A 12,821-nucleotide genomic window follows, 5' to 3' on the forward strand; every position below is an offset into this window, starting at 1 on the left:
CTGCCTAAAGCAGGTTTTCCCAACTCGCTATTTAATTGTCAAAGAACGCTGCCCTTGTGGGCTTCCGCCTTAGCGGGAGGGAGAACCTACCGAAGGCGGACCGGAGTGTCAACGACTTTTCAAAAGAACTTTTCAAAAAAATCGCCGGCCGTTTTGGCCGGCTGCCGTCTCACGCCGGAGAAAGCGTTCTATAGAAACCCGCAGTGGCCGTCAACACAAAAACGTGCGTTCCCTGAAAAAGATTTCATCGCGCTGTAATCACTTGATAAAATATCAGCCAATCCGCTTGGCCCGCGGCGGAACCCACAAAAAGGAACGGGCCGCTCCGCCTGGCGGCGGAGCGGCCCGAAACACGATGCGGCCCTCGGTGCCCCTATGCGCCGCGCTTGGCGTCCAGGGAACGGGTGATGAAGGCCAGCATATCATCATAGAGGGACGGAGGGCTGTAGGGCGTGAGCAGCTTGGTGCGCACGGAGCCCACCAGGTTGCAGGTCACGGCCGTGGCCGTCTCCACGGGCGGCAGGTCCAGAATGCTGCCGTCCTCCACTCCCCTGCGCACGCCGCGCTCCAGGATGCGCAGCACCTCGGAGAACTTCTCCTCCATGATGTTGCGGTCCTCGTGCGCCTTGAGGTCGCTGTACGGGGAGCAGCGGATAAGGACCATGAAGTCCTCCTCGGGATCCAGTGAAAAGGCCAGATACTCCTGGCAGAAGCGCCGCACTTCCTCCAGGCCGGTCTCCGCGCCCTGGACGGCGGCCCGCAAACGGCTCTTGAACTGCTCCAGCACGTCCAAGCCAGCGGCCAGGAACAATTTTTCCTTGTTGCCGTAATGATGCGTCAACAACCCCAACGCCACGTCCGCGCGCTCGGAAATCTTCTTGAACGTGGTCTCGTTGTAGCCGAATTCGCCGAACAACTCCTTGGCCGCCTTGAGAAGCGATTCCTTCTTTGTCATACAACCCACCTTGTAGAACACCCCTTCCGGAACGAGTCCGGGTTAGCATGCTTATATGCTCAATGCACGTGCGTCAACGCCGCACGGGCCTTGATCCGAAAACACGTCGGCCCCTGTGCAGGGGCCGACGGGGGACAGGGAGTATCACTAGACAAAGCCGTCGCTGAAACGCACGGCGGAGTCCCAAGAGGGAGGAGCGGCGGAGCCGCCCAGCCGGGGGCCGCTCGCCGGGGGACCACCCCCCGGCGTAGCGGACCACATTCCGTCAACCAACAAATCTAATCCCGGCATGGCTTTTCGTTCAACCGACCGTAATCGGAAGAAGCACTGTTTGAACACTCAAACAGTCATGGGTCCATTTAGGGCCATGGGTGCGCAGGTGTCAACCCAAAAAAATCACGGTCGTGAAAAAATTCGCTCCCAACGGCCCGACGGCCCGCCCAAGGCGTTCACAACGCCGCCGGAGCGTGCTAGGCTCAGAAAAACCCCCAGGCCACAGGGAGAAGACGAGATGAGCGGCATGGATCGCAGAACAGAGAGCACACGGCGCTCGGGCGAGGAGCGCAGGGAGATGCAGGACCGCCGCCAGGTGCCCGCGGATCGCCGCCAGATGCAACGCGACATGGGGAACCAGGAACGCCGCAGCCTCAGGGAGCGCCGCGCCCCCGAGGAACGCCGCCAGACCCGCGAGCGGCGCGGTCCCGCGGACCGCCGAAACGACTAGGAAAAACCCGGTCCAGGTCGGGCGCACGGGCGGCAACGGCCCGCGCGCCCGTTGCCGCGGCTAGAATTCCAGGTGCCGGGGCGTGCGCGGACAGGGAATCACGTCCCGGATGTTGGCCACGCCCGTGGTCAGCATGAGCAGCCGCTCGAAGCCCATGCCGAACCCCGAATGGGGCACGGACCCAAAGCGCCGAAGCTCCATATACCACCAATAGTCCTCTTCGGGCATGCCCAGCTCCTTGAGCCGCGCCTGGAGCACGTCCAGACGCTCCTCCCGCTGGGACCCGCCGATGATCTCGCCCACCCGGGGCACCAGCACGTCCATGGCCGCCACGGTCCTGCCGTCCTCGTTCATGCGCATGTAGAACGCCTTGATGTCCTTGGGGTAGTCGTAGACGATGACCGGCTTCTTGAAGTGATCCTCCGTGAGGAAGCGCTCGTGCTCGGTCTGCAGGTCGATGCCCCAGGACACGGGATACTCGAAGCGGTCCTTGCCCTTCTTGGTCTTGGAGTTCTTCTCGAGAATCTCCACGGCCTCGGTGTAGGGCAGGCGCACGAAGGTCTCATGCTCGATCATGTCCAAGGTGGCGGTGAGCTCCTTGTCCACCCAGTTGGCGAACAGCTCCAGGTCCTCGGCGCAATGCGCGCGCAGGTGGCGCACCAGATATTTGAGGAACTCCTCGGCCAGGTCCATGTTGCCGTGGATGTCGCAGAAGGCCATCTCCGGCTCGATCATCCAGAACTCGGCGGCGTGGCGCGGGGTGTTGGAATTCTCGGCGCGGAAGGTGGGGCCGAAGGTGTACACGTCGCCCAGGGACGTGGCGAATATCTCGGCGGCCAGCTGGCCGGACACGGTGAGCGCCGCCTCCTTGCCGAAGAAGTCCTCCTCGAAGGTGTGCGCGCCGCCGTCGGTGGGATCCAGGGCGGTCACGCGGAACATCTCGCCCGCGCCCTCGCAGTCCGAGCCCGTGATGATGGGCGCGTGCACGTAGGCGAACCCGCGCTCGCGGAAGAACATGTGCACGGCCTGGGCCGCCTCGGAACGGATGCGGAACATGGCCCCGTACTTGTTGGTGCGCGGCCGAAGGTGCGCGATGGAGCGCAGAAACTCGTCGGAATGGCGCTTCTTCTGCAAGGGGAAGTCCTCCTGGTCGGCCTCGCCGAACAGGGTCAGGGCCGTGGCCCGCATCTCCCATTTTTGGCCCTTGCCCGGGCTCTCCACCAGGTCTCCGTCCACGGCCACGGACGCGCCCGTGTTCACCCGGGGCATGTGCTCCCAGCCGGGCAGGCCCTCGTCCACCACGGCCTGGATGTTGCCCAGGCAGGACCCGTCGTTGATCTCCAAGAATGCGAAGCCTTTGCCGTCGCGGCGGGTACGGACCCAACCGCAGACGCGCACGCCCTCGGCCGGGGCGTCCGCGCCCAGGGCGGCCTTGACCTTGATGCGGTTCATCTGCTTCCTCGCGTTGTTGACGGTTTCGGTCCCATCGCGCCGGGCGCGATGCGTTTGGTCATTGCAATGCATGCGAGGCTGGTCCCGTCCGGCAGGCGGTGGAGCCCGGCCTCATGCTCCTGATATCCATTCCTTAGATAGAAGCCCTTGGCGCCGAGGGTGGATTTCACGGCCAGTTCGGCGAGGCCGCCGCCGCGGGCCGCGGCCTCAAGCTCCGCGAGCAGCCCATGGCCCACGCCCTTTCCCGCATGGTCGGGGTGCACGTACACGGCGCAGACCTCCCCTGCGTCCGGGTCCAGGATCGCCATGCCCTGTATCGCGAGGTCCGCGCCCTCGGCAACCAGGAAAACCTTCCCCGCGAGCGCGGGCGCGTACAGGGCCGGGGCCAGGGCCGCGGTCCAGGCCGCGATCTGCGGGGCCGTGTACCAATCCTTGCACAATCGCCGTATGGACGCGACATGCACGGCCCATACATTCTCCAGGTCCTGCAGGACTGCCTTGCGGATCAGCATGCTCGCGTCTCCTGTGGATGCTGAATTTCGGGGCAGGGACGGCCCCGGGGCTGAGGCCCGGGCTAGTCCTCGGCCACGTCGGCGGGCTTGCCGCCGCAGGCCAGGACCAGCTCCTCGGGGGTCAGACTGAACAGAGCGTGCGGCGTGCCCGCAGCGGCCCAGACAGAGGGAAAATCCATGAGCTCGCGGTCCAGGAAGACCACGGGCTCCTCGGCGTGCCCCAGGGGCGGGACCCCGCCGATGACGTAGCCGGTCTTGGTGCGCACGAAGTCCGCATCGGCCTTGCCCACGGCCTCGCCCAACAGCGCCTCGACCTTGGCCGTGTCCACGCGGTGGGCCCCGCTGACGACCACCAGCACGTGGCGGCCGCTGTCCTTGGCGCGGAAGATTATGGACTTGGCTATCTGGGCCACGGAGCAGCCCACGGCCTCGGCGGCCTGGGCAGCGGTGCGCGTGGCCTCGGGCATCTCCACCACGTTCAGGGACAGGCCGCGGGCCTCGAGCGCCCGCTGCACGCGCGCCGCGCTGACGCCGAGTTTCGTATCCGTTTTCATGCCCCCTCCGGCGGCCCGCGCCGCACTTGACGCGGGCGAACATCTGGGCAAAGTAACCCCTGGTTCAAGGCACCGGCGCAAACTTCCGCCGGCGCGCCGTCCGCTGGCTGTATCCGATTTCGCCGCGGACCGCCACCGACCCGCTACACCCGCCTTGCGGGCGGCCCGAAGCCCCCCGCGCAAAGGAGACTATAATGGGTTTCTTCTCGAAACTGCAGTTCTGGAAAAAAGAGGACCTCGCAGGGTCTTCCGCCGGCGAGGCCGCCGGGGCCTCCTCCGCGCAGGCCGCCGGGTACGAGGCCTGGCAGGAGGAGCTGACCCTGGCCCTGCGCCAGGCCGAGCCCCGCCTGTCCCAGTGGCTGGACCTGGTGCTGGCCGGAGTCGAGACCCGGGGCGGGATGCTGGATCAGCGCCTGGCGTTCCTGTTCTCGGCCCTGGGCGCGCCGGACGAGGAAGCCGCCGAATTCGTCAGAAGCTTCTCCGCCTGGCTGGCGATGATGGAATACGAGCGCGTGGAGGACTTCCGCTCGGAGCTGCAGTACCGCCTGGCCCTGGCCCTGGACCTGGAGGACGAGGAGGACGAGCGCTCGCGCCTGTTCGTGAAGCTGTCCGAAGGCCTGGAAAAGACCAAGGACCGCATCACCCGCCAGATAGACGGCCTGCTCTCCAGCCACGACCAGATGGACGACGAGTTCTGGGAGGAGCTGGAGGAGATTCTGATCATGGCCGACGTGGGCTTCGACGCCACGCACCGGCTGGTGGAAAACCTGCGCGAACGCGCGCGCAAGGCCGACACCAGCGACTCGGCGGCCTTCAAGGGCTTCATGGCCGAGGAGCTGGCTGAGGTCTTCAAGACCAAGCGCCGCATCACCGCCGTGAACCCGCCCGAGGTGGTGCTGATGATCGGGGTCAACGGCGCGGGCAAGACCACCACCATCGCCAAGCTGGCCCACCGCGCCCGCATGCAGGGCAAGAAGGTCCTGGTGGCCGCGGGCGACACCTTCCGCGCGGCGGCCATGGAGCAGCTGCAGGTCTGGGCGGACCGCGTGGACGCGGGCTTCTTCGGCAAGGGCGAGGGCGCGGACCCGGCCGCCGTGGCCTTCGAGGCCGTGGACGTGGCCGTGCGTGACGGCTACGACATCGTGTTCGTGGACACGGCGGGCCGCCTGCAGACCAAGGTGAACCTCATGGAGGAGCTGAAGAAGATCCGCGCCGTGCTGGGCAAGAAGCACCCGGGCGCGCCCCACCGCTCCATCCTGGTGCTGGACGCCACCACGGGCCAGAACGCCCTGTCCCAGACTAAGCTCTTTTCCGAGGCCGCCGGAGTGGACGAGATCGTGCTCACCAAGCTGGACGGCACGGCCAAGGGCGGGGTGGTGGTGGCCATCGCCCTGCAGTTCGGCATCCCCATCACCTTCGTGGGCCTGGGCGAGAAGATGGAAGACTTGCGGCCCTTTAATGGCCAGGATTTCGCCACCGCGCTCCTGGGTTCCTAGCAGACCGTTGAAAAACAGCGATCTGCGGCGTTGCTGCGGCAAATGCAAAACCTCGCGTACAGGGAGTACGCTTCGGTCTTGCATTTGCCTTGCGCCTTGCATCTCACTATTTTTGAACGGCCTGCCTGGCATGACTTTCCCATAATCCGCCAGGGCGAAAGGACAGAACAGTGAGCGCCACGTCCATATCCGTCATCATTCCCGTTCTGCACGAGGCCCGGGGCATCCGGGCCCTGGTGGAGCACGTGCGCTCCCTGCCCGCTCCCGGGCCCGTGGACATCGTGGTGGTGGACGGCGCGCCCGAGGCCGACACCCTGGCCGTGCTGGACGCGGGCGTCACGGGGCTGGCCTGCGAGCCGGGCCGCGCGCGCCAGATGAACGAGGGCGCCCGGGCCTCGGCCGGGGACGTGCTCCTGTTCCTGCACGCGGGCACGCACCTGCCCCAGGACGGGCTGCTCCTGGCGGCGGGGACCATCGGGGACGGCTATGCGGGCGGAGCCTTCAGCCTGGGCTTCCCCAAGGGCTCGGGGCCGCTGCTCTGGTTCCTGGCCCTGGCCGCCAACCTCTTCGCCCGCTGCACGGGCGCGCCCTGCGGGGCCCACGCCCAATTCCTGTCGCGCAAGGCCTTCAGGCTGCTGGGCGGGTTCGCGGACCTGCCCCTGCTGGAGGACCTGGACATCATGCTCCGGGCCCGGCGGCGCGGCGAGCGCCTGCTGACCCTGCGCAGGAGCGTGGAGACCTCGCCCGGGCGCTGGCGCGAGCGGGGCGCGCTGCGCCGTGTGGGCCGCGACCTCCTGCTGCGGACCCTGTTTCTGGCGGGCGTCTCCCCCGGGCGTCTGGCCCCCCGCCCCTAGCCGCCCGGCCGCATCCCGCCCCGCCCGCGCCTTGCCAGCCCCGGGGCATTGGCATACACATGCCCCAGCCGAAAGGAGGCACGACCATGATCGATCGCAAACCCGAACGCGAAATCACCGACCAGGAAGAGCTGGCCCGGGTCCTGGAAAAGGCCCTGGTGCTGCACCTGGGCATGTGCGGCGAGGACGGGCCCTACGTGGTGCCCATGAGCTACGGCCTGGGCCAGGGCTGCCTGTTCCTGCACTCCTCCCTGAAGGGCAAGAAGGCCGCCATGCTGCGCGCGGACCAGCGCGTGTGCTTCTCCCTGGAGGCGGACACCGCCGTCATCGAAAGCGACGGCCCCTGCGGATACACCATGAAGTTCAAGTCCGTGGTGGGCTACGGCCGCGTGGTCTTCCTGGAAGCGCCCGAGGACAAGCTCGCCGGGCTCAAGGCCATCATGGCCCATTATTCCGAAACCGACTGGGCCGACGGGGACTTCAACCCCAAGGTCCTGGACAAGACCCTGGTCATGCGCCTGGACATCGAATCCATGCGCGGGGCCAAGCACGGGTGGAACCGCTAGCATGAGCGATCTCAAGAATCTCGCGCGCCTGCGCATCACCTGCCCGGACCGCCCGGGCATCGTGGCGGCGGTGACCAACTTCCTGGCCTCCCACGGGGTGAACATCACCACCCTGGACCAGTATTCCTCGGACCCCCAGGGCGGGACCTTCTTCATGCGCCTGGAGTTCCAGACCCCGCACATGGACGTGTCCGCCCCGGCCCTGGAGACGGCCTTCGCCGAGGTGGTGGCCCCGCGCTTCGACATGCAGTGGCGCATCAGCTACGGCGCCGCCGTCAAGCGCACGGCCATCATGGTCTCCCGCGAGGACCACTGCCTGCAGGAGTTGCTCTGGCTCTACCGCCGGGACAAGCTGGAGACGGAGATATCCATGGTCATCAGCAACCACCCGGACCTCAAGGAGGACGTGGAGGCCCACGGCATCCCCTTCCACTACGTGCCCGTGGAAAAGGGCGACAAGGCGGCCAGCGAGGCGGCCATGCTGGAGCTCCTGGAGGGCAAGGCCGACCTGCTGGTGCTGGCGCGCTACATGCAGATCCTGTCCGGGGAGTTCGTGTCCCATTTCCCGGAGCGCATCATCAACATCCACCACTCGTTCCTGCCGGCCTTCGTGGGCGCGGACCCCTACCGCCAGGCCTTCGACAAGGGCGTGAAGCTCATCGGAGCCACGGCCCACTTCGTCATCGAGGAGCTGGACGCCGGGCCCATCATCGAGCAGGACGTGGCCCGGGTCTCCCACCGCCACACCGTGGACCAGATCAAGGATCTGGGCCGCGAGCTGGAGCGCACCATCCTGGCCCGCGCCGTGCGCTGGTACCTCCAGGACCGCATCCTGCTGGCGGGCACCAAGACCATCGTCTTCGAATAATCCCGGCACCATAACGCCCCGGCCCGCTTCCCGGCGGGGCCGCGGCGGTCGCCAACACGAATAGGCGGACAGCCTATCCGTGTTGGCGCCGCGCCCTCCTGTCTCCCTTTCCCGCAGACTACCGCCCTGGCCGAAGGGGCGCCGCCCGCGCCCCCTCCTCCGGACGCATCTCCGCAATACGCCAACATAAATAGGCAAATCCGCCTACCCGTGTTGGCACCGCGCGCCCTCGCCCTTCGCCTCGTCTAAATTATTATTCAACAATTATAGGAAGATGAACAAATCTACAGATTGGCACATCTCTTGGAACACCAGATGACGCCTCGCCCGCGCATCCGCCCGTCCGAGGACGCGGCGGCCCCGGCGCCGGACGAAGCGGCCCTCCCGCGGCGGGGGGCGTCACCAACCATCTGGAGGTCATAATGAAAAGATTCGTTCTTCTGTTCCTCTTGGCGTTCTGTTCCGCGACCATGGCCCTGGCGGCCGATTTTCCCCTGCGCGACAAGCCCGAATTCAAGGACCTGGCCCCGGTCTCCACGGCCGACCTGCACGCCTGGGTCGAAAAGGGCCAGGCCGTGATCGTCGACGTCCGCTCCTCCGAGGAATACGGGGTCATCCACGTCAACGGCGCCAGGCACATCCCCATCTCGCAAAAGGACTTCCTGGCCCAGCTGGAAAAGGTGCGGGGCAAGGCCGACGCCAAGAACCTGGCCTTCTACTGCAACGGCGTGACCTGCGCCAAGTCCTACAAGGCCTGCCGCGCGGCCAAGGACGCCGGGTTCGCCAACGTCTTCGTGTACGACGCCGGCGTGCCGCATTGGGTCGAGGTCTATCCCGCCGAGACCACCCTGCTCGGGAAAAGCCCCGCCGACCCGGCCAAGCTGATCTCCAAGGCCCAGTTCAAGGACCATCTGGTGGACTTCGCCGCGTTCAAGGCCAAGGCCTCCGCCGGGGCCGAGGTCATCGACATCCGCGACCCCATGCAGCGCAAGGACCAGCTGCCCGACGTGGCCAAGGTCAAGAGCATCCCCTTCGAGCGGCTGATCCCCCTGCTCACGAAGGGCGCGTTCAAGGGCAAGAACCTGCTCGTGTTCGACGCCGTGGGCAAGCAGGTCCGCTGGCTCCAGTATTACCTGGAGGACGCCGGCCAGGCCAATTACCTGTTCCTGGAAGGCGGCGTGCGCAAGGCCATCCAGAAGTAGGGGCGACCGAGGACGACAGACTGCCGACGCCCGGGGCCCCGTCGGGGCCCCGGGCCCTCTCCCCGACACGAGGTGACCAACATGCAGACTTCAGCGCCGGCCGCCTGGCGAACAGTTTTCCAGACCATCAAGAACTCCGTCAGCATCGTGGCCTCGGTGGCCGGTATCGTGCTGGTCCTCGTGCTGATGGCCAACAGCCACATCGACACCCTCATCGAGACCTCCCAGGCCGCCCTGGAAAAACGCAACGAGGACCTGGGCAGGCTGATGCAGGACCAGCAGGAGACATCCGCCGGTTCGGTGCTGGATTCCCTGTTGCTCGGCTCGGGGGGGCTGATCAACAACTACGATTTCGAACCCCTCAAGCGGATGCTGGCCATCCGCGAGCAGAACCCGTCCATCGCCTTCGCGCGCTTCGCCAACGCCGACGGCTCGCCCCTCGTCGACCTGGAGAACGCCCCCCTGCGCTCGGGCCAACCGGTCGACGGCGGCAAGCTGCTCTTCAAGCCCGTGCTCTTCGAGGGCAACGCCGTGGGGCGCGTGGAGCTGGGCCTCGACCCCGCGCCCATCCAGGCCAAGCTCAGGGAGCTGTCCGAGGCCAACGCCAGGACCCGGGCCGAGGCCATGGAATTCAAGGACCGCGCCCAGCAAACCATGGCGGCCTACGGTGCCGGGCTGCTGCTCGCGGCCACGGTGCTCATCCTGGTCTTCCAGAAGATGTCCCTGAACCGCCTGCTGGTGCGGCCCATGCGCAGGCTGGCGGAATGCGCGGAAAAGATCGCCGCCGGGCAGCTGGACATCGAGGTGGACATACACCGCAAGGACGAGGTCGGCATGCTGGCCGACGCCTTCCGCGCCATGATGCGCAGCCTCAAGCAAAGCATCCGGGAGGCCGACGCCAAGAGCCGGGAAATCGAGGAGCAGGTCCGGCTGGTCGACCAGTCCAGGGAGGCCGCCGAATCGGAGCGGACACGGATATCCGGGCTCCTGGACGCCATGGGCGGGATGGCCGTCCGGGCCAAGGACTACGCGGACCGCCTAGCCGCCGCCTCGGAGGAGCTGGCCGCGCAATCCGAGCAGATCGCCCGCAGCGCGGACCAGCAGCGCGAGCGCCTGACGGAAACCGCCACCGCCATCGGACAGATGGACGCCACGGTGACCGACATGGCCCGCAACGCGGGCGACGCGGCCCAGACCGCGGACGAGGTCAAGGGCAAGGCCGAGCAGGGGGCGGACACCGTGTGCGACGTGGTGGACGCCACCACCCTGGTGCGGCAGAAGGTCACCGAGATGAAGGCCAGCCTGGACGACCTGGGCGAGAAGGCCGAGCGCATCGGCGCGGTGATGAACGTCATCGCCGACATCGCGGACCAGACCAACCTCCTGGCCCTGAACGCGGCCATCGAGGCCGCCCGGGCCGGGGAACACGGGCGGGGCTTCGCGGTGGTGGCCGACGAGGTGCGCAAGCTCGCGGAAAAGACCATGACCGCCACCAAGGAGGTGGGACAGGCCATCCGCTCCATCCAGGACAGCACGCGCCTCAACATCAATGAAATGGACGGCGCGGTGGAGGCCGTGGCCCGCTGCACCACGCTCTCGGGCGAGGCCGGGCTGGCCCTGGAGGGGATCGTCCAGGTCATCACGGCCAACGCCGTGCAGGTCGGCTCCATGGCCACGGCGGCGGAAGAGCAGTCCATGAGCACCAAGCAGATCAGCCGGACCGTGGAGGAAATCAACGGCATAGTCAGCGAAACCGCGAGCGGCATCCGGCAGACCGATCAGGCCGTGCGCGACCTCTCGGACTTGGCCCAGGGGCTCAACGGACTCATCTCTGAGATCAACAAGGCGGCCGACAACCCCGCCGGTAACGGGCCCGCAGCCGGCGCCGCACCGCCCACGCCGCACCGGGCGCAGGGGATGCAGCCCTTCTCGCGCCAGACCGAGCGGCGATGAGCGATGCGGCCCGGACCCCCGCCCCGTCCCACCACGGGGCGCTGGCCAGGATGCTCCGACGCAGGGGCATCCTGGCCGTTATCCGCCTGGGCCTGGCCCTGGTCTTCGTCTGGGCCGGTGCCGTGAAGCTCATGGCCCCCGAGGCCTTCGCCCTGGCCATCGACGGATACGGGCTGGTGCCCTGGCGCCTCGCCAGGGTCCTGTCCGTGGCCCTGCCCGTGCTGGAAATCGCCTCGGGCCTGGGCCTGGCCTGCAAGCGGCGCGGGGCCCTGGCCCTGATAACGGGCCAGCTCGCGCTGTTCATGGGCGTGCTGGGATACGGCATCCTGGGCGGCCTGGAGGCCGACTGCGGCTGCTTCGGGCTGGGCGACGCGCCGCCCGTGGGGACCGGGGAACTGCGACTGGCCCTTGCGCGGGACGCGGTGATGCTGGTGGGCTGCGTGTGGCTCTACGCCGCTTGGCCACGGCCGAAGCGGGCGGCCGGAACAGCGCGGTAGTTCGGGTCTCCCACTCCCATACCGTGGACTAGTTCAAGGATCTGGGCCGCGAGCCGGAACGCACCCTCCTGCCCCGCGCCGTGCGTTGGCATCTCCACCAGGACCGAATCCTGCTGGCGGGCACCAAGACCATCGTCTTCGAATAGCCTGCCCCAAAATGCCATAAAGCCTCTTCAGCCACATGGCCGAAGGGGCTTTTAGTTGGATAAATTAGCACAGTTAGTGGTTCAAAATCCTTTCTAAATCGTTCCAGACTCTGTTGAAAATATCAAATTTATAGAATACAAGATACATACTCACCATCAGCAATTCGAGGTGCACATTGAAAAGCATCGCAGTGATTCAATATTGTATAAACTGGCTTGCATTAAATTGCAAAGACGAGTCCAAGCTAAAAAGGTATTCAACACTCTTTCTCCTTGCGCTTATCTTTATGCTCCTTTTTATATTATTCATTAAGATAGCAAACGCTAATAGCGGTTTTATCTCTGCCGTTGCTCTATTTTTTGTAATACCTTTCACAATCGCTTCTACAAATATGATTGAGAAAAGAAGAATAGCAAAAAATACAAACTCGACACTTCAAATTTTGGCATATGAATTTTGGCAAAATTTAAACCATGTGTCAGCCATAGAGCATTCTCACAATAACAACATTAAACGTATAGCAGAAAACGAAACGTCAGATCACCCAGAAATTGGATACCCACATTATGCGCCACGACTAGCAGTGATAGACAAACTTATAACATCTGACCACATTCTTTCTTTAGATGCACCATATCCAATGATGGTAGCAGAAACATATGGTCAGCTTTGTGAGCTCCGGGAAGAATTCTTCTACTGGAAAAAAATGATTACTGAAATAGATTTGAGTAATTTGGAGTTATATGAAGCAATTAGTTCTAGTACCATGTCCTATATTGATACAGTAATGAGAAACATGTTAACATTATGGATAGATTTGATACGCAAAGTAGGCCACTTGTCGCCAATACCACAAATCAATCATACTGCCAGCATTATCAATATCACACTCGACAAAAAAATTGTGTACAGAATTGCTTACAAAGCAAGCTGGATTCAGCGAAACACTCGACGAGACAAAATTGGTGTACAGAGATAGTATTCACCTGACACTGCCGCCCCTGGCGGGGTGATTTCTAGGCGGCCGCCTCGGCCGCCTAT

General features: G+C 64.8%; 14 protein-coding genes. 10 read left to right on the forward strand and 4 right to left on the reverse strand.

The window, feature by feature from the left end:
- Positions 1 to 258 (forward strand): hypothetical protein (locus ACYYG1_RS16630; protein ID WP_461211459.1); only part of this gene is annotated, 258 nt, incomplete at its 5' end.
- A gap of 115 nt (positions 259 to 373) precedes the next feature.
- Here ACYYG1_RS16630 and ACYYG1_RS16635 read toward each other — a convergent pair.
- Positions 374 to 955, reverse strand: a complete 582-nt coding sequence (locus ACYYG1_RS16635; RefSeq protein WP_461211460.1) for a TetR/AcrR family transcriptional regulator — start codon at positions 953 to 955, stop codon at positions 374 to 376.
- A 520-nt stretch (positions 956 to 1,475) separates the two neighbouring features.
- Here ACYYG1_RS16635 and ACYYG1_RS16640 point away from each other — a divergent pair.
- Positions 1,476 to 1,679 carry a hypothetical protein gene (locus ACYYG1_RS16640; RefSeq protein ID WP_461211461.1) on the forward strand — a complete coding sequence of 68 codons (204 nt, stop codon included), beginning with the start codon at positions 1,476 to 1,478 and terminating at the stop codon, positions 1,677 to 1,679.
- Positions 1,680 to 1,739: 60 nt separating this feature from the next.
- Here ACYYG1_RS16640 and asnS read toward each other — a convergent pair whose 3' ends face one another.
- From asnS to ACYYG1_RS16655, 3 genes are all read right to left on the reverse strand, one after another.
- A complete protein-coding gene (gene asnS, locus ACYYG1_RS16645) occupies positions 1,740 to 3,131 on the reverse strand; it encodes an asparagine--tRNA ligase (RefSeq protein ID WP_461211462.1) in 1,392 nt (463 codons plus the stop codon).
- Complete coding sequence (locus tag ACYYG1_RS16650) at positions 3,128 to 3,643, reverse strand: GNAT family N-acetyltransferase (protein ID WP_461211463.1); 516 nt, start codon at positions 3,641 to 3,643, stop codon at positions 3,128 to 3,130. The genes asnS and ACYYG1_RS16650 overlap by 4 nt, the downstream gene beginning before the upstream one ends.
- A gap of 62 nt (positions 3,644 to 3,705) precedes the next feature.
- Positions 3,706 to 4,197 (reverse strand): YbaK/EbsC family protein, encoded by a 492-nt coding sequence (locus ACYYG1_RS16655; protein ID WP_461211464.1) that lies wholly within the window; start codon positions 4,195 to 4,197, stop codon positions 3,706 to 3,708.
- Between the two features lie 194 nt (positions 4,198 to 4,391).
- On the opposite strand from ACYYG1_RS16655, the gene ftsY reads away from it, so the two are divergent.
- The 8 genes from ftsY (at position 4,392) to ACYYG1_RS16695 (ending at position 12,759) form a co-directional block, all read left to right on the forward strand.
- Positions 4,392 to 5,693 (forward strand): signal recognition particle-docking protein FtsY, encoded by a 1,302-nt coding sequence (gene ftsY / locus ACYYG1_RS16660; RefSeq protein ID WP_461211465.1) that lies wholly within the window; start codon positions 4,392 to 4,394, stop codon positions 5,691 to 5,693.
- 170 nt (positions 5,694 to 5,863) lie between these two features.
- Positions 5,864 to 6,547, forward strand: coding sequence for a glycosyltransferase (locus ACYYG1_RS16665; RefSeq protein WP_461211466.1), 684 nt, complete (start codon positions 5,864 to 5,866; stop codon positions 6,545 to 6,547).
- A gap of 86 nt (positions 6,548 to 6,633) precedes the next feature.
- Complete coding sequence (locus tag ACYYG1_RS16670; protein ID WP_461211467.1) at positions 6,634 to 7,113, forward strand: pyridoxamine 5'-phosphate oxidase family protein; 480 nt, start codon at positions 6,634 to 6,636, stop codon at positions 7,111 to 7,113.
- Position 7,114: 1 nt separating this feature from the next.
- On the forward strand, positions 7,115 to 7,981 hold the full coding sequence (purU, locus tag ACYYG1_RS16675) for a formyltetrahydrofolate deformylase (protein WP_461211468.1): 867 nt from the start codon (positions 7,115 to 7,117) through the stop codon (positions 7,979 to 7,981).
- 422 nt (positions 7,982 to 8,403) lie between these two features.
- The gene (locus ACYYG1_RS16680) at positions 8,404 to 9,183 is read left to right on the forward strand and encodes a rhodanese-like domain-containing protein (protein WP_461211469.1); all 780 of its coding nucleotides are present in this window, start codon (positions 8,404 to 8,406) and stop codon (positions 9,181 to 9,183) included.
- 81 nt (positions 9,184 to 9,264) lie between these two features.
- On the forward strand, positions 9,265 to 11,136 hold the full coding sequence (locus ACYYG1_RS16685) for a methyl-accepting chemotaxis protein (RefSeq protein ID WP_461211470.1): 1,872 nt from the start codon (positions 9,265 to 9,267) through the stop codon (positions 11,134 to 11,136).
- Positions 11,133 to 11,633 (forward strand): MauE/DoxX family redox-associated membrane protein, encoded by a 501-nt coding sequence (locus tag ACYYG1_RS16690; protein WP_461211471.1) that lies wholly within the window; start codon positions 11,133 to 11,135, stop codon positions 11,631 to 11,633. Before ACYYG1_RS16685 ends, ACYYG1_RS16690 begins: the two co-directional genes overlap by 4 nt.
- 322 nt (positions 11,634 to 11,955) lie before the next feature.
- Positions 11,956 to 12,759: a hypothetical protein gene (locus ACYYG1_RS16695; RefSeq protein ID WP_461211472.1), complete on the forward strand. Its 804-nt coding sequence runs from the start codon at positions 11,956 to 11,958 to the stop codon at positions 12,757 to 12,759.
- The last annotated feature ends 62 nt before the right edge of the window (positions 12,760 to 12,821 follow it).

The sequence above is a fragment of the Desulfocurvus sp. DL1XJH-121 genome, from assembly GCF_054819825.1.